Annotated in this window: 20 protein-coding genes; 12 read left to right on the plus strand and 8 right to left on the minus strand. The window is 71.4% G+C overall.

Annotation, left to right across the window (positions count from 1 at the left end; translation table 11 throughout):
- Nucleotides 1–26: 26 nt before the first annotated feature.
- The 3 genes from CJ226_RS09465 to CJ226_RS09475 all read left to right on the plus strand — a co-directional run bounded on the left by CJ226_RS09465 (nt 27) and on the right by CJ226_RS09475 (nt 2,001).
- Entirely contained in the window at nt 27–638 is a 612-nt protein-coding gene (locus tag CJ226_RS09465) for a GNAT family N-acetyltransferase (RefSeq protein WP_062636882.1), read from the plus strand.
- An 82-nt stretch (nt 639–720) separates the two neighbouring features.
- On the plus strand, nt 721–1,584 hold the full coding sequence (locus CJ226_RS09470) for a hypothetical protein (RefSeq protein WP_102209012.1): 864 nt from the start codon (nt 721–723) through the stop codon (nt 1,582–1,584).
- Between the two features lie 105 nt (nt 1,585–1,689).
- Nucleotides 1,690–2,001 (plus strand): hypothetical protein, encoded by a 312-nt coding sequence (locus CJ226_RS09475; RefSeq protein ID WP_062636375.1) that lies wholly within the window; start codon nt 1,690–1,692, stop codon nt 1,999–2,001.
- 9 nt (nt 2,002–2,010) lie between these two features.
- Here the strand turns inward: CJ226_RS09475 and CJ226_RS09480 are convergent, their stop codons facing one another.
- Nucleotides 2,011–2,622 (minus strand): flavodoxin family protein, encoded by a 612-nt coding sequence (locus tag CJ226_RS09480; protein ID WP_102209013.1) that lies wholly within the window; start codon nt 2,620–2,622, stop codon nt 2,011–2,013.
- Nucleotides 2,623–2,710: 88 nt separating this feature from the next.
- Between CJ226_RS09480 and CJ226_RS09485 the strand changes: the two genes are divergently transcribed.
- Nucleotides 2,711–2,917 (plus strand): hypothetical protein, encoded by a 207-nt coding sequence (locus CJ226_RS09485; RefSeq protein WP_025105563.1) that lies wholly within the window; start codon nt 2,711–2,713, stop codon nt 2,915–2,917.
- Nucleotides 2,918–2,941: 24 nt separating this feature from the next.
- On the opposite strand, the gene CJ226_RS09490 is transcribed toward CJ226_RS09485, so the two are convergent.
- The 3 genes from CJ226_RS09490 to CJ226_RS09500 are packed head-to-tail and all read right to left on the minus strand — an operon-like array spanning nt 2,942 to nt 4,371.
- Nucleotides 2,942–3,544 carry a GNAT family N-acetyltransferase gene (locus CJ226_RS09490; RefSeq protein ID WP_102209014.1) on the minus strand — a complete coding sequence of 201 codons (603 nt, stop codon included), beginning with the start codon at nt 3,542–3,544 and terminating at the stop codon, nt 2,942–2,944.
- Between the two features lie 38 nt (nt 3,545–3,582).
- Nucleotides 3,583–3,975, minus strand: a complete 393-nt coding sequence (locus CJ226_RS09495; protein WP_102209015.1) for an ImmA/IrrE family metallo-endopeptidase — start codon at nt 3,973–3,975, stop codon at nt 3,583–3,585.
- A gap of 24 nt (nt 3,976–3,999) precedes the next feature.
- Nucleotides 4,000–4,371, minus strand: a complete 372-nt coding sequence (locus CJ226_RS09500) for a helix-turn-helix domain-containing protein (RefSeq protein WP_257996607.1) — start codon at nt 4,369–4,371, stop codon at nt 4,000–4,002.
- Nucleotides 4,372–4,489: 118 nt separating this feature from the next.
- Here CJ226_RS09500 and CJ226_RS09505 point away from each other — a divergent pair, with 118 nt between their 5' ends.
- From CJ226_RS09505 to CJ226_RS09530, 6 genes are read left to right on the plus strand one after another with little or no spacing between them, the layout of a single operon-like run.
- The gene (locus CJ226_RS09505) at nt 4,490–4,684 is read left to right on the plus strand and encodes a helix-turn-helix transcriptional regulator (protein ID WP_062636381.1); all 195 of its coding nucleotides are present in this window, start codon (nt 4,490–4,492) and stop codon (nt 4,682–4,684) included.
- 54 nt (nt 4,685–4,738) lie between these two features.
- On the plus strand, nt 4,739–5,668 hold the full coding sequence (locus tag CJ226_RS09510; RefSeq protein WP_102209017.1) for an aldo/keto reductase family oxidoreductase: 930 nt from the start codon (nt 4,739–4,741) through the stop codon (nt 5,666–5,668).
- Nucleotides 5,669–5,707: 39 nt separating this feature from the next.
- Nucleotides 5,708–6,094 (plus strand): PLDc N-terminal domain-containing protein, encoded by a 387-nt coding sequence (locus tag CJ226_RS09515; protein ID WP_025105568.1) that lies wholly within the window; start codon nt 5,708–5,710, stop codon nt 6,092–6,094.
- A 33-nt stretch (nt 6,095–6,127) separates the two neighbouring features.
- Nucleotides 6,128–7,072: a DUF1214 domain-containing protein gene (locus CJ226_RS09520; RefSeq protein ID WP_102209018.1), complete on the plus strand. Its 945-nt coding sequence runs from the start codon at nt 6,128–6,130 to the stop codon at nt 7,070–7,072.
- A gap of 33 nt (nt 7,073–7,105) precedes the next feature.
- Complete coding sequence (locus tag CJ226_RS09525) at nt 7,106–7,648, plus strand: VOC family protein (RefSeq protein WP_102209019.1); 543 nt, start codon at nt 7,106–7,108, stop codon at nt 7,646–7,648.
- The gene (locus CJ226_RS09530; RefSeq protein ID WP_102209020.1) at nt 7,638–8,441 is read left to right on the plus strand and encodes a MerR family transcriptional regulator; all 804 of its coding nucleotides are present in this window, start codon (nt 7,638–7,640) and stop codon (nt 8,439–8,441) included. The genes CJ226_RS09525 and CJ226_RS09530 overlap by 11 nt, the downstream gene beginning before the upstream one ends.
- 19 nt (nt 8,442–8,460) lie before the next feature.
- Here CJ226_RS09530 and CJ226_RS09535 read toward each other — a convergent pair whose 3' ends face one another.
- Genes CJ226_RS09535 through CJ226_RS09545 form a run of 3 tightly spaced genes read right to left on the minus strand, consistent with a single transcriptional unit; the run spans nt 8,461 to nt 10,727 of the window.
- Nucleotides 8,461–9,447: an epimerase gene (locus CJ226_RS09535; RefSeq protein WP_102209021.1), complete on the minus strand. Its 987-nt coding sequence runs from the start codon at nt 9,445–9,447 to the stop codon at nt 8,461–8,463.
- Nucleotides 9,444–10,076, minus strand: coding sequence for a DUF4166 domain-containing protein (locus tag CJ226_RS09540; protein WP_102209022.1), 633 nt, complete (start codon nt 10,074–10,076; stop codon nt 9,444–9,446). The genes CJ226_RS09535 and CJ226_RS09540 overlap by 4 nt, the downstream gene beginning before the upstream one ends.
- 9 nt (nt 10,077–10,085) lie before the next feature.
- Nucleotides 10,086–10,727 carry a TetR/AcrR family transcriptional regulator gene (locus CJ226_RS09545; RefSeq protein ID WP_062636405.1) on the minus strand — a complete coding sequence of 214 codons (642 nt, stop codon included), beginning with the start codon at nt 10,725–10,727 and terminating at the stop codon, nt 10,086–10,088.
- Nucleotides 10,728–10,833: 106 nt separating this feature from the next.
- On the opposite strand from CJ226_RS09545, the gene CJ226_RS09550 reads away from it, so the two are divergent.
- Both CJ226_RS09550 and CJ226_RS09555 read left to right on the plus strand, forming a co-directional pair.
- Nucleotides 10,834–11,640: a sugar phosphate isomerase/epimerase gene (locus CJ226_RS09550; protein ID WP_102209023.1), complete on the plus strand. Its 807-nt coding sequence runs from the start codon at nt 10,834–10,836 to the stop codon at nt 11,638–11,640.
- On the plus strand, nt 11,640–12,776 hold the full coding sequence (locus CJ226_RS09555) for a Gfo/Idh/MocA family protein (protein WP_102209024.1): 1,137 nt from the start codon (nt 11,640–11,642) through the stop codon (nt 12,774–12,776). The genes CJ226_RS09550 and CJ226_RS09555 overlap by 1 nt, the downstream gene beginning before the upstream one ends.
- On the opposite strand, the gene CJ226_RS09560 is transcribed toward CJ226_RS09555, so the two are convergent.
- Nucleotides 12,728–13,945, minus strand: coding sequence for an ROK family protein (locus tag CJ226_RS09560; protein ID WP_257996608.1), 1,218 nt, complete (start codon nt 13,943–13,945; stop codon nt 12,728–12,730). The two genes, CJ226_RS09555 and CJ226_RS09560, sit on opposite strands and share 49 nt — an antisense overlap.
- Nucleotides 13,946–14,050: the final 105 nt, after the last annotated feature.

Genomic DNA, 14,050 nt, shown 5'->3' on the forward strand with positions numbered 1-14,050 from the left:
GGTGCGGCGTGGAGCTGTCGACGGGGATGCGGCACGGACCGGTCGAGCTGCGCCTCATCCGGACGAAGGACGCGCGCCCTCTGCAGCAGGAGTTGCTCGCCAACCGTGCGTGGCTGCAGCCGTGGGAGGCGACGATCCCGAACGGAGCCGTCTCCTTCGACATGCGGGTCAGCATCCGCCGGCTGCTCCAGCAGTATCGGGACGGCGGCGGTTACCCGTTCGTCATGGAGTACGACGGTGAGGTCGCCGGCCAGCTGAACGTCTGGGGCGTCGCTCGGGGATCGCTGTGCTCGGCGACGATCGGGTACTGGGTGAGCGAGCGCTTCGCGGGGCGGGGGATCACCCCGACCGCGGTCGCGCTCGCCACGGATGCCTGCTTCACCGAGTACGGGCTGCATCGGATGGAGATCTGCATCCGGCCCGAGAATGCCGCGAGCCTCCGCGTGGTCCAGAAGCTCGGCTTCCGATACGAGGGGCTGCGCCGCCGGTACATCCATATCGACGGGGACTGGCGCGACCACTACGCCTTCGCCCTCACCCAGGAGGAGGTTCCGCAGGGCGTGCTCGCCCGGTGGATCCACGGACAGGTGCCGCCGCACGCGGCGACGATTCCCCCGGCGGACCGCCTGACCCTCTGATATCGTCCGTCGCGGAAGGACTCGCCGCGACACGCGCCCCGACTGCACGGCGCGGCCGGTCCGTCGCCGTTACCGTTGTCCTATGGACGGGCCGGTGCTGAGCGGGGGGGTGATCGTGCTCGTCGCCGTGCTCCTGTGGATGCTGTACCTGCTGCCCTCCTGGCGCGGGCGCTTCCAGTACAACGCGGCCGAGCGCAACGCCGTGCGGCTCAACCAGGCGCTGCGGATCCTCGCCGAGACGAGCGAGACGCCCAGCGAGGTGCACATGGAGCTCAACGCCCGTACCGTCGTCGCCCAGCAGAAGCTCGCGAAGCGGCTGCAGGCCGAGCGGGAAGCCGCGGAGCTCGAGGCCCTCCGCCAGGAACTCGCCGCCACGCGCGCCGATCCCGTGATCCGTCGCGCCCGTGCCCGTCGACGCGTGCGGCTGACCGCGACCGGCGCGCTCGTGCTCGGACTCGTCGCCGTCGGGCTCGGCATCTGGCAGCTCCTGGCCACCGGGGGTGCGGTGCTCCTCTGGAGCGGCGGGGTGGCAGCCCTCATCGCCACCATCGTCCTGCAGCGGATGGCCGCGGTTGCGGTGCGCGCTGCCCGTCGTCCGCAGCCCGCAGCGGTCGAGACCGTCGCGGAGAGGGTCGCTCCGACCCTGCACGACCAGGGCCCCGCCACCTGGACCCCGCGTCCGCTCCCGGAGCCGATGGTGTCGGTCACGGGATCGCGCGCCCAGGCGGCTCGCGCCGAGATCGATGCGCAGGAGGACCGCCGCAAGGCCGCTCGGGTGGCCGCGCTGCGTGCCCGCGCGGAGGAGATGGCGCCGCCTGCGCCCGTCAGCCTCCCGGCAGCGCCGGCGGCAGCGACGGAATCTCCGTACGCCCGCATGGGCTTCGTCGACGACGCGGAGATCGAGGCGCACGTGCGCCAACTCCTTCAGCGTCGGGCCGCCGGATGACCGTCGCGGTGAGCGCGGGTCTCCTCCCCTGACACCCAGGGCATCGCAGACGCGCGAGGGTGTCGCTCCTCGCGTCCCGCCCGCTCGGGGCCGTAGAGTCGTGGGATGGGAACCATGCAGTACGGCTCCGGCAGCGAGATCCAGATCGAGGACCGCGCCCTGGCCCATCTGAAGGTCGCGATCGCGACCAAACTCCGCCGGAACGAGAGCTTCACGTTGTCCTGGAAGCACCCCGACGGCGACGTGCCGGGACGTTCGACGATCTGGCTGCATCCGTCGATCCCGCTGCGCTTCACCTTCGCGGAGCCGGAGACGCCGGAGCTGAACGTCAAGTGGATCCAGGCCCTCATGGTCGAGGCAAGCTCGTCGGGAGGCATCAGCCTCGTGGACGAGGTCGTCGACGGTCCCGCCGACTGAGCCTTTCCGCTACTCGGCGGGGTACGCCTGCGCGGTGAGCTGCCGGGCGAGGTGCGCGGCGTTGCGGGTCGCGGTCGCGATCGCGGAGTTCACGGCCTCCGGAGTCTCATCGAGGTCCTTGTAGTCCACGGTCTGCATGGCCTCGCCGTTCCAGTACACCGAGGTCTGCGCGGGGATCGTGTAGCCGATGTCGTTCAGCGCCTGGAAGAGGATCGCGGAGATGTGGTGCGCGCCGTCCTCGTTCCCGAGGACGCCGGCGATCGCGACCTTGTCGAAGAGGATCGGACGGCCCCGCTCGTCCGTCTCGCTGAGCTCGGCGTCGAGGCGCTCCAGCACGCGCTGGGCGATGCTCGAGTGCTGTCCCATCCACGTCGGCGTGACGAACACGAGGATGTCGGCATCGAGGACGCGCTGACGCAGCGCCGGCCACTGGTCGCCGTCGCCCATGTCCTTCTCGACGCCGGGGTGGATGTCGTGGTCGACGGCACGGACGAGGTCACCCGTCACCCCGTGCTCGGCGAGGGCATCGAGCAGCTGACGCGCGAGCAGATCGGAGCTCGACGACGCGGGGGAGGGCTTGAGGGTGCAGGAGATCGCGAGGGCGGTGAGGGGAGTGTCCATGCTCCGACTCCACCAGAGATGCGGGCGGCGGCACAGGGCCTTCCCGGGTCCGGGCTATCCTGGTAGAGCACCGACGACAGGAGATCCCGTGATCCTCAGCTTCCTCTTCTTCATGATCATGTTCCTCGGAGGCTTCTGGCTGCTGGGGATCGCCCACGAGATGCCGGACACGCTCGCCGCGCTCACCTTCGTCGGCGGCATCCTGCTCGTCTCGCTGGCCCTCGGGTTCGCGATGCGTCAGCGCGGTTCGGCCACGCGTCGTTCCAAGAACTGGACCGGCAGCCCGACCGAGTGACCGCCGCGGGGCGGCGCCCCGCGCTCATCGTCGCCGGGCGAGCCTCGCTTCGAGGTTCGCCCGCACCGCCGGCCACTCCGGCTCGATGATGGAGTACTCCACGCTGTCGCGGAGTGCGCCGTTGCGGTAGCGACTCATGGCCCGCATCACACCGTCCTGCTTCGCGCCCAGTCGTTCGATCGCGGCGCGGGACTGGAAGTTCACCCACTGGGTCGTCAGCCCGACCCGGAAGACCCCCAGCGTCTCGAAGGCGTGGCGGAGGAGCAGCAGCTTCGACTCCGCATTGGTGCCCGTGCCATGAGCGGAGGGCCGGTTCCAGGTGTATCCGATGTGCAGTCGGGGGACGTCGGCGACGATGTCGTAGTACGACGTCAGTCCCAGCACGCGCTCGGCGGCGTCGAAGGCCGTGAAGGGCACCATCTCGCCGGTGGCGACGAGGCTCAGGCGCCGGTCGACCTCGGCCGCGACGCCGTCGGGCGCCGGAACCGAGGTGTACCAGGCGGTCTTCCACAGGTCGCCCTCGGAGACCGCTTCGACGAGGCCGTCGACGTGCGACCGGTCGAGAGGGCGGAGCTCGACGAGCTCGCCGGTGAGAGTGACGGGGGCGGGGGCGACGTGGAAGGCCATGGTGTCATTCAACCAGCGTCGGCCGCTGTGCTTGGCCCTCAGGCGGGGATGGCCAGATGCTCCCGGCGCAGCACGCGCTGGAACGCGAGCACGATCTCGATCGTGACGTCGAGCTCGAAGGCCAGGCTGGCCAGATGTGTGCCGCGGAGCTGCTCCGCCGCTGCATATGCCGCCGGCGTGATCAGGCGTCGCGCGGCCCACTCATCGGCCTGCCGCTCCTGCCGAGCCCGAAAGCCCGCCTGCCACGTGGGCTGATGACCGAGATGGGCGTGACCGAGTTCGTGGGCGAGCACGCTGCGGGCGGTGCGCCTGCTCATCCCCGGGGCGAGCCGGATCGTGCGCGTGACGGGTTGGAAGCCCCCGGGGGTGGGACCGGTGCGTTCGATCACGCGGAGACCGAACTCGTCGGCCAGACGGAGAAGCTGCTGCATGGGCCTCCGTCCGGTCGGTGTCGTCTACTCGTAGAGGTCGTCGGTGTCCGTCTCGCGGGTGGATCCGGATTCGAAGGCGACCTCGCGGGCATTGTCTCGTGGGGTGGCGACATCGGTGCGGCGCCGGAGGGGAGTGACGATCGCCGACATGCCGTCGGCGGCCAGACGCTCCTCGGCGCGGGCCACGAGGACGTGCGGCTCAACGCCGAGCGTGGCGCACACCGCGTAGACCACCGGCACGGGAATGGCGCGCTTGCCCGTGACGTAGTTGTCGAGGGCGCTCCGGGCGATGCCCACATTGCGTGCCATGGCGGCGATACTGCTGCGTGCCGCCGCGATCTCCGCCCGCATCTGACGGCCGACCGCCTCGTTGAACTGCTCGGCTGGTGTCTTCATCCGGCTCACCTTAGCAGCGCATCGAGAGCAGGATGCCGTCATATTGGCAGATGGTGGCTGGGTCGGTGTCCGTGCGTGGCGGTACCGTAGGCGCATGGGGACAGAATTGCGTCATCTGATGGCATCGGCTGTAGAGGCCGCCCGCGTGCACGCCGGAGTGTCGTTCATCGAGCTCTCGGAGCAGGCCGGGATCACGCCGGCCGCGCTGGCCGACCTCCTCGAGGAGCGCGCGGACTTCACGATGGAGGATGTGGCGGGGATCGCGGCGGCGCTCGACGTCCCCGTCACGCGGCTGCTGCCCTGCGCGCCCTGAGACGATGCCCGCCCCCGCCTCGGACGGGGCGAGGCGATGAAGTAGCGTGGGCGCATGAAGACCGTACCCTTCGGATCGACGACCGCTCCGGCCCTGATCGCCGGGATGATGCGCATCGACAGCCTCGACGACGAGCAGATCCGCGGCCTGTATGCGACCGCACGCGATGCCGGGATCGACTTCTTCGACCACGCGGACATCTACGGCGGGGAGATGCACCACTGCGAAGCGCGATTCGCGGATGCTCTCCGGCTCAGCGCCACGGAGCGGGACGAGATCGTGCTGCAGACCAAGTGCGGCATCGTGCCGGCGCAGGGCATGTTCGACTTCTCCTACGATCACATCGTCGGGCAGGTCGAGGGCTCGCTCGCGGCCCTCCGCACCGACCGCATCGACGTCCTCCTGCTGCACCGGCCGGACGCCCTCGTCGAGCCGGACGAGGTGGCCCGCGCCTTCGACCACCTCGAGTCCTCCGGCAAGGTGCGTGCGTTCGGGGTGTCGAACCACACCCCGTCGCAGATCGAGCTGCTGAAGACCGCGGTGCGGCAGCCCCTGGTCGCGAACCAGCTCCAGCTGTCCCTCACGCACGCGCCGATCATCGCGCAGCCGGTGGCGGCGAACATGGCGGGTCATGACCAGAGCATCGGGCGCGACGGCGGCGGCATCGTGGACTACTGCCGGATCCACGGCATCACCGTGCAGGCCTGGTCTCCGTACCAGAGCGGCTTCGGCGGCGGCGTCTTCCTCGGGCACCCGGACTACCCCGAGCTCAACGCCGTGATCGAGCGCCTGGCGGGAGTCCATGGAGTGACACCGACCGCGATCGCCACCGCCTGGATCACCCGGCACCCCGCCGGGATGCAGGTCGTGCTCGGCACCACGACGCCGCACCGCGTGCAGGAGGCGGCGACCGGAGTAGACGTCGTGCTCACCCGCCCGGAGTGGTACGAGCTCTTCCGTGCCGCCGGACACCTGCTGCCGTGAACCCTCGGCTCCGGTCCGTGCGTCGTCTACCCTGAACCCATGCCGTTCCTGTTCTCGCTCCTGGTCATCGCGCTGATGATCGGTGCGCTGATCGACATCATCACGCGCGACGACTCGCAGGTGAAGCACCTGCCGAAGATGGTCTGGATCATCATCGTGATCCTGCTGCCGTTGATCGGCAGCGCGCTGTGGTTCGCGCTCGGCCGGGAGTACGGGGAGGGTGGCGTTCCGCTCCCGCGGATGCGGCGCGCCGAGCGCCCCGCAGCCCCGACGACGACGGTCGCACGCCCCGCGCCGCCGGTCGACGTCCGGTCCACCGAGCAGCAGATCGCGGACCTCGACCGGGAGATCGAGGAGTGGCGGCTGCGCGAGGAGATCGAGAAGCGGCGTCGGGAACGGGGAGACGACGCTCTTCCGTCGTCCTAGCCGCCGAGCGGTGTGGCCTGCCAGGATGCCGTCATGAGCATCCTCGTGAACGTCGACAACTTCGCCCTCGCCGAGACCCACCGCATGATGCGCGACCTCCAGAAGGAGGCCGGGGGTGTGGACCGGTTCCTGCACAACCGGGCTCCGGCCGCGATCGACCGGCAGACCGTGATCCGGCTGAACCGGGACACGCTGTACAGCTTCGCGGTCCTCGACATCAGCGAGGGCGCGACGTTCCGCATCCCGGAGCACGGCGACCGCTACCTCTCGGCGATGGTCGTCAACGAGCACCACTATGTGGATGCGATCTTCCACGAGGCGGGCGAGCACACGCTGACGGAGGCGCAGTTCGGGACGCCGTACGTCGTGCTGGCCGTGCGCATCCTCGTGGACCCCGCTGACCCGGCGGATGTGGCGGAGGTGGGGGCGCTGCAGGACCGCATCGCGCTGCACAGCGGGTCGGCCACGCCCTTCGCGATGCCGGACTACGACACCGTCAGCCTCGATGAGACCCGCCAGGCGCTGCTCGCGTTGGCTCGGAACCTGCGGGGTTTCGACCGCATGTTCGGCAGCGAGGACGAGGTCGACCCGGTGCGGCACCTCATCGGCACGGCGGCGGGCTGGGGAGGGCTTCCCTCATCCGAGGCGAGCTACATCGGCGTCGATCCGCGTCTGCCGGTGGGCCGCTACGAGCTCACGGTCGACGAGGTCCCCGTCGACGGCTTCTGGTCGATCTCGGTGTACAACGCCGACGGCTTCTTCGAGCCGAACGATCGCGAGGCCTACACGATCAACGACATCACCGGCGTCCGCAACGACGACGGCACGATCACCGTCCGCTTCGGCGACCATCCGGAGGGCGTGCCGAACGTGCTGCCGATCACGGAGGGCTGGAACTACCTCGTCCGCCTCTACCGCCCCCGCCCCGAGGTGCTCGACGGCAGCTGGACGTTCCCGACGCTCCGGGAATCGGCTTGACCCTGACGTCGCGTGAGGCCCGATCGTGGAGTCATGACTGATCACTACAACGCCTTCGAGATGAGCCCGGTGCCGGCGCCGGGCCCCGACGCGGTCGCACCGGAGCTGTTCCGGGGCATCTACGGGATGCCCGCCTTCGTCACCATCCCCACGACGGACCTCGCCGCCTCGGTCGAGTTCTGGACGCGGGGCCTGGGCTTCTTCGAGCTCTTCGGGGTGCCGGGGCGGATCGTCCACCTCCGGCGATGGGCCTTCCAGGATGTGCTGCTCGTGCCGGGCGAGACCGCACAGGAGACAGCACCCGGCCTGCGGGTCAGCTTCGCGTGCGTGCTCGGCCAGATCGAGCCGCTCGTGGAGGCCTGTCGGGCGTGGGGTCCCGGCACGGTCGGGGATCCGATCGACACGCCCTGGAACACCCGGGATGTGGAGATCGTGACCCCCGAGAACGTGCGCGTCGTCTTCACGGCGGCGAAGCCCTACGAGCCGGGGAGCGTCGAGGCGGCCACCCTCGCGGAGATGGGCATCCGTCCGCCCGCGGACACGGCGGAGATCGGAGGAGGAGCGGATGTCGGATGACAGCGGCGCCGCGCACCTGACCGTCGGTCGGGCCGCGGCGCTCGCCGGGGTGACGGTGCGGACGCTGCATCACTGGGACGACATCGGCCTGGCCCGTCCGTCCGCGCGTTCGGCGGCCGAATACCGGGTGTACACGGACGTCGATCAGGAGCGCCTGCGGCGCATCGTCGTCTATCGCGAACTCGGTCTCGGCCTCGAGGCGATCCGCCGGCTGCTGGACGATCCGGCCACCGACATCCTCACCGCGCTGCGCGCGCAGCAGGAGCAGCTCGCGACCCGGATCGCACGCCTGACCGACCTGCAGGCTGAACTGGAGCGGATGGTGACCGCCCACGAGCGCGGCCTGATGCTGAGCGCGGGCGAGCAGCGCGCGGTGTTCGGGCCCGACTGGGACCCGTCCTGGCCTCTCGACGCGCGCCGCCGCTGGGGCGACACGGTGCAGTGGCAGCAGTACGCGGAGCGATCCGCGGCGCGCGATGTGGGGGAATGGCAGGCGGTCGCGGACGCGATGCGGGAGTTCGAGTCCGCCCTCGCGACGGCCATGGATGCCGGTGCGGCTCCCGGGACGGCGGACGCCGATGCGCTCGTCGAGCGAAACCGTGCGGTGTTCTCGGCCTACTTCCCGTTGAGCAGGGAGATGCAGGTCGTGCTCGGTCGGCTGTTCGTCTCCGCCCCCGGCTACGCGGCGCACTATGACGGCATCCGCCCGGGGCTGGCGGAGTGGTTCCGCCGCAGCATCGAGGCCGAGGCCCGGCGTCACGGCATCGATCCGGAGTCAGCGGTCTGGCGGTGACCCCTCTGCGCCCGCCCGGTCAGGCCGCGTGCGTCCGGGGATTCGCGTCCGTGACGGCGAACGAGGCACGGACGGCCTCCTCGAGGTCCGGGTAGCGGAAGGTGAAGCCGGCGGCGGTGAGCTTCTCGGGGAGGACCCAGCGGCTCTTGAGCACGAGCTCGGTCTCGGTGCGGATGCCGATGGCGCCGAGCTCGAGCATCCAGCGCGGCATCGGCGGGCCGACCTTCGCCCCCAGCACGCGGCGCACGGTGGCCATGAAGGCGGCGTTGTCGACGGGGTGCGGCGAGGCGGCGTTGACCGGCCCGTCCAGAGCGGGGGTCTCTTCGAGAAACTCGATGATGCGCGCCACATCCTCGATGTGGATCCAGCTGAAGCGCTGCCGACCGCGACGGGCGCCGGGAAGGTGCGCGGTGCCGGCGGCGCGGCGGGCGGGACCGACCGGCCAGAACCCGTCGTACTGGGGGCCGCCGAGACCCAGCCGTGCGAGGGTGCGGAGCGGTTCCAGCACACCGCCGTCGCCGAGGACGATGGCGGTGCGGAGGGCCACACGGCGGGTGCCGGGGAGCGCGTCGGCGAAGAGGGCGCGCTCCCACGCCTTGGCGACCTCGACCGAGAAGCCGGTGCCGATCTCGCCGGAGGACTCCGTCATCGGCCGGTCCTCGGCGTGCCGGTAGATCGTTGCGGTCGAGGAGTTGATCCACAGCGGCGGCGGGGTGGCCGCGCGGGAGATGGCGCGGCTCAGGGCCGCGGTCGTGTCCAGGCGGGAGCGGAAGATCTCGGCACGGTTGCGTGGCGTGTAGCGGCAGTTCACGCTCGTGCCTGCGAGGCCGATCACGAGCGAGGCCCCGTCGACAGCGGCGTCGATGCCGCTCTGATCGCTCCAGGTCAGGTCGCTCCCGGAGCGGGAGATCGTGACGACCTCGCGGCCCGCTTCCCGGAGACGCGCCGTGAGCAATCGCCCCATGAATCCTGTCGCCCCGCCGATGACCGCCCGGTCCGTGCTCATGCGCTGTCGTCCTTCCGATCGGGTTCGAGGGCGTAGTCGAAGTCGCCCCGGTACTCGTAGAGGCGGCCGAGGAGCGGGGCGTCGACCGTCAGGCGCACCCGCTGGCGACCGGTCTCGTTGTCCCAGCGCTCGACGAGCCGGACCACGGGAGCCACGATCCGCGGGATGCGGAGCCGGAAGCGCCCGAGGCGGATGCCCACCGCGCGACTGGTCAGGTGCAGGGCACCCGCGCGGGGTTCCGCATCGAAGCAGGCCATGATGAGGCCGGGCTCGCCGATCTCGTCGACGATGCGGCCGTGCCGCGTCGGGGCGACGGCGTCGCGCATGACCCACGGCCCGCTCGTGAACCGGAAGGTGCGCTCGGCGATCGCGCGGGAGGCGATGGTCCGGTTTTCGATGCGGAAGGGCACGTCGCGCTCCCAGCGGGCGGCGATCACCCCGCGCCGCTCGAGGCGGCGGAGGAGCGGCCAGAGCGCGCGGCGCGGCGTGCCGACGCGCTGGAACGTGCCTTCGCCGACGCCGACCATCCCGTCCGGGACCGCCTGGAAGTAAGTCCGGAGTCGGGGGTGAAGCTCGGCGAGGCGCTCGCCGAGGGCCCTCGCGTACGGGGACTGCGGCACGGGCGTCACGGTTCGAGCCTAGCCCTCGGGGACCCCGCCCCGGCCCGCGCCGTCCGCCGGGCGGAGCAGACGGTCGAGGAGGGCGAGGGCCTCGTGCTGCGGAGCCGTGTCGTCCAGCAGCCACTGCGTCTGCAGGCCGTCCGAGGCTGCGACGACGAGTGCGGCGACCGCGAGGGGATCGACGTCGGCCCGGATGCGCCCGTCCGTCTGCTGCTCGCGGACCGTCTCGGCGATGTCGGCCCGCAGGCGGGCGAAGCGCTCGGTCGCGAAGGCGCGGGCGGCGGGATGGCCCTCCTCCAGCGCGCTGGCGACGAGCGTGGAGTACAGCTGCACCAGACCGGGGACCTCGCGGTTGGCCCTGGCCGACCGGATCATCCCCTCGACGGGGTTCGCGGGTTCCGGCTCGGTCTTGCGTCCCGGGGCGTTGCTCTCGACGTAGACCGCGACGAGCAGTTCCTCCAGCGACCCGAAGTAGTGGGTGAGGGCGGCATGCGTCACCCCCACCTCCTTCGCGATCGCCCGCAGACTCGTGCGGTCGGCGCCGCGGGCCGCGAACACCTCGATCGCGCGGTCCAGGATCTCCTGGCGGCGGGCGATGCCCTTGGCGTACGTCCCACGGGGACGCGGCCGTCCGGAGTCGTCGGAGGGGGCGGCGGGCATGTCCCGAGTCTATCGACAAGAAACTTCCACCTGGAGGTATTCGGTGCTAGCGTGCGTGCAGGGCGCCCAACGCCCGCCTGTCACCGACGACCGAGGAGCACGACCGATGACGATCCAGACCTCTCTGCAGCTGTTCACGATCCGCGAGCAGCTGGAGGCCGACCTCGAGGGCACGCTCGCCGCGGTGGCGGCGCGCGGGTTCACCGCGGTCGAGCCCTACGACTTCGTGCGCCGGGCGGACGACATGGCCGCCGCCGTGTCGGCCGCGGGACTGACCGCCCCGTCCGGGCATGCGTTCCTCGCGACCCCGACCTTCGTGCGCCCGGACGGCTCCGGCACCACGGCTCCCGTCCCACCGCCCGCGGAGGTCTTCGCGGCCGCGAAGACGCTCGGCATGGACACGGTGATCGATCCCTACACCGAGCCGGCGCGCTGGGAATCGGTCGACCAGATCGTCGAGACCGCCCGGCTGCTCAACGAGGCGGCGGAGATCGGCGCGGAGGCCGGTGTCCGAGTCGGCTACCACAATCACGCGCATGAGCTGGAGGCGGTGTTCGACGGGGTGACCGGGCTGGAGATCCTCGCGGAGCACCTCGACGAGCGCGTCGTGCTGGAGGTCGACCTGTACTGGGTCGCCCGCGGCGGCGTCGACCCGGTGGCGCTCGTGGAGCGTCTCGGCGAGCGCGTGATCGCGGTGCACGCGAAGGACGGCACCCTCGACCCCGCGCTGCGGGACGCGTACCCGCCGGCCGATCAGGTGCCCGCGGGCGACGGGGCCGTGCCCCTCCGGGAGGCCATCGCCGCCGCGCCCGCGCTCGAGCTCGCCATCGTGGAGTTCGACCACTACGACGGTGACCTGTTCGACGCCATCGAGCGCAGCCGGGTCTTCCTCGACGCCGAGGCGGCGCGCTGATGGTGCGCGGGGGTGGCGTCGTCGGCGTCGGCCTCATCGGCGCCGGGAACATCAGCGACCAGTACCTGCAGAACCTCACGCGCTTCCCGGATGTGGAGGTGCGGGCGATCGGCGACCTCGTCGAGGAGCGGGCGCGCGCGCAGGCCGCGGCGTACGGGGTGCCGCGGGCCGGGGGTGTGGAGGTCGTGCTCGACGATCCCGACATCGACATCGTCGTGAACCTCACGATCCCCGCCGCGCACGTCGCCGTCTCGGAGGCCATCGTCGCCGCCGGGAAGCACGTGTGGACCGAGAAGCCGCTCGGCGTGGACCGCGAGGAGGCGCGACGCCTGCTGGAGACGGCCGCAGCGGCCGGGCTCCGTGTCGGCGTCGCGCCCGACACCGTCCTCGGCCCCGGCGTGCAGACCGCGAAGCGCGCGATCGCCCGCGGCGACATCGGCCGTCCGCTGTTCGGTCATACGACCTTCCAGTGGCAGGGACCGGAGATCTTCCACCCGAACCCCGCGTTCCTCTATGCGAAGGGGGCGGGGCCGCTCCTCGACATGGGGCCGTACTACGTCTCGACCCTGGTCCACGTCTTCGGGCCGGTGGCCGCCGTGGCCGCCCTCGGGCTGCAGGGGTCGCCGACCCGCCGCGTGCAGGTCGGCGACCGTGCCGGGGAGGAGTTCCCGGTCGAGATCCCGTCCACGCTCAGCGTCCTGATGGACTTCGAAGGCGGAGGTCAGGCGCAGAGCCTCTACAGCACGGACTCGCCGCTGGTGCGGCAGGGCATCGTGGAGATCACGGGAACCGAGGGCACTCTCGTCATCCCCGACCCGAACACGTTCGGCGGGCCGATCACGATCACCCGGCCGCTGTCCCGGCACTTCGTGCCACCGGAGCCGGTGGTGCAGGAGGTCGTCGATGTCGCGCCGGAGGGGGTGCTCGCGGGGCGCGGGCTCGGGCTGCTCGACATGGTGCGCGCGATCGCGGAGGACCGACCGCACGTCGCCACCGGCGACTTCGGGTACCACGTGCTCGACACGCTTCTCTCGATCGAGGAGGCCGCAGCGCGGCGCACGTTCGTGGAGGTCGCGAGCACGCTGGATCAGGTGGGCGCGCTGCCCGCCGACTTCGATCCCTTCGCGGCGACGTAGCGGTCCACGTTCGCGGGGGAGAGTACCTCGCGGGCGACCATGATCGCCGCCCCCAGCACCGCGGCGCGGTCGCCCGCCTGCGACTGCACGATCGCGAGGTGCTGGGTGGCGAGCGGGATCGAGCGGCGGTAGACGACCTCGCGGACGCCGGCGAGCAGGTGCTCTCCCGCGCGGGCGATGCTGCCCCCGAGCACGATGATCGACGGGTTGAGCAGGTTCACGACCGTCGCGAGCACCTCGCCGACATCGCGACCCGCCTGGCGGGTGGCCTCGATGGCCGCCGCATTGCCGGCGCGGACGAGGTCGACGACGTCGGAGGCGCTGTGCACGTCGTGGCCTTCGGCGCGCAGCGCGACGGCGAGGGCCGAACCGCTCGCGAGGGCCTCGAGATCCCGTTCGTCGCCCGGCTCCCGCCCCAAGCCGGCGCTCATCGGCACCTGGACGTGGCCCATGTCGCCCGCCGACCCCTGGGCACCGCGCTGGAGCTGACCACCGGCGATGATGCCGGCGCCGATGCCGGTCGAGACCTTCACGAACACGAGGTCGTCCACCCGCGGCCAGCTCGTGGCCTGCTCGCCGAGCGCGAGGATGTTCACATCGTTGTCGACGAGGACCGGGACGTCGAACGTGCGCTGCACGTAGCCGGGGACGTCGAAGCGGTCCCAGCCCGGCATGATCGGCGGGTTGGTCGGGCGCCCCGTGGAGTGCTCGACGGGGCCGGGGACGCCGATGCCGACGCCCACGAGGGGAAGGCCCTCGGCGGTCGCGGCGAGCACGGCCGTCCCCTCCGCGAGGATCGCGTCGAGGAGGGCCTCCGGTCCGTCGCCGATGTCGATCGCGCGGGTGCGCGCGTCGAGGATCACGCCGGCGAGGTCGGCCACGGCGACGGTCGCGTGCGTGGCTCCGAGGTCGACGGCGAGGACGAGTCCGGCGCGCGGGTTGAACGCCACGCGGGCGGGAGGGCGGCCGCCGGTCGACACCGCTTCACCGGCGGGGCGGAGCAGGTCGGCAGCCAGCAGCGCGTCGACCCGGGAGGCGACGGTGGAGCGGGCGAGGCCGGTGAGGGCGGCGAGCTCCGCCTTGGTGCGCGCGTGTCCGTCGCGGAGGATCTGGAAGATCTCGCCGGTCCCGGGGGAGGGCGTCGCGAGCGGCCTCAGCACGTCAACCATGGCGTCAGTAAAGCACAGCACTTCTCGCAGTCGGCTGTGCGACTTCAGATTCGTTACAAACAACTTTTGACGAAGGGCTAGCAAAAGTCCTCACCGCTGTGTCAG

The sequence above is a fragment of the Microbacterium sp. UMB0228 genome (genome assembly GCF_002871415.1).
In the GTDB taxonomy this organism is placed as follows: Bacteria; Actinomycetota; Actinomycetes; order Actinomycetales; family Microbacteriaceae; genus Microbacterium.

Coding starts and splice junctions, on each gene's coding strand:
- CJ226_RS09490 (WP_102209014.1), bottom strand. CDS start 3,544: ATGGCCTTCCACGTCGCCCCCGCCCCCGTCACTCTCACCGGCGAGCTC.
- CJ226_RS09500 (WP_257996607.1), bottom strand. CDS start 4,371: ATGAAGACACCAGCCGAGCAGTTCAACGAGGCGGTCGGCCGTCAGATG.
- CJ226_RS09510 (WP_102209017.1), top strand. CDS start 4,739: ATGAAGACCGTACCCTTCGGATCGACGACCGCTCCGGCCCTGATCGCC.
- CJ226_RS09505 (WP_062636381.1), top strand. CDS start 4,490: ATGGCATCGGCTGTAGAGGCCGCCCGCGTGCACGCCGGAGTGTCGTTC.
- CJ226_RS09520 (WP_102209018.1), top strand. CDS start 6,128: ATGAGCATCCTCGTGAACGTCGACAACTTCGCCCTCGCCGAGACCCAC.
- CJ226_RS09470 (WP_102209012.1), top strand. CDS start 721: ATGGACGGGCCGGTGCTGAGCGGGGGGGTGATCGTGCTCGTCGCCGTG.
- CJ226_RS09560 (WP_257996608.1), bottom strand. CDS start 13,945: ATGGTTGACGTGCTGAGGCCGCTCGCGACGCCCTCCCCCGGGACCGGC.
- CJ226_RS09535 (WP_102209021.1), bottom strand. CDS start 9,447: ATGAGCACGGACCGGGCGGTCATCGGCGGGGCGACAGGATTCATGGGG.
- CJ226_RS09545 (WP_062636405.1), bottom strand. CDS start 10,727: ATGCCCGCCGCCCCCTCCGACGACTCCGGACGGCCGCGTCCCCGTGGG.
- CJ226_RS09555 (WP_102209024.1), top strand. CDS start 11,640: ATGGTGCGCGGGGGTGGCGTCGTCGGCGTCGGCCTCATCGGCGCCGGG.
- CJ226_RS09550 (WP_102209023.1), top strand. CDS start 10,834: ATGACGATCCAGACCTCTCTGCAGCTGTTCACGATCCGCGAGCAGCTG.
- CJ226_RS09465 (WP_062636882.1), top strand. CDS start 27: ATGCGGCACGGACCGGTCGAGCTGCGCCTCATCCGGACGAAGGACGCG.
- CJ226_RS09525 (WP_102209019.1), top strand. CDS start 7,106: ATGACTGATCACTACAACGCCTTCGAGATGAGCCCGGTGCCGGCGCCG.
- CJ226_RS09475 (WP_062636375.1), top strand. CDS start 1,690: ATGGGAACCATGCAGTACGGCTCCGGCAGCGAGATCCAGATCGAGGAC.
- CJ226_RS09495 (WP_102209015.1), bottom strand. CDS start 3,975: ATGCAGCAGCTTCTCCGTCTGGCCGACGAGTTCGGTCTCCGCGTGATC.
- CJ226_RS09515 (WP_025105568.1), top strand. CDS start 5,708: ATGCCGTTCCTGTTCTCGCTCCTGGTCATCGCGCTGATGATCGGTGCG.
- CJ226_RS09480 (WP_102209013.1), bottom strand. CDS start 2,622: ATGGACACTCCCCTCACCGCCCTCGCGATCTCCTGCACCCTCAAGCCC.
- CJ226_RS09530 (WP_102209020.1), top strand. CDS start 7,638: ATGTCGGATGACAGCGGCGCCGCGCACCTGACCGTCGGTCGGGCCGCG.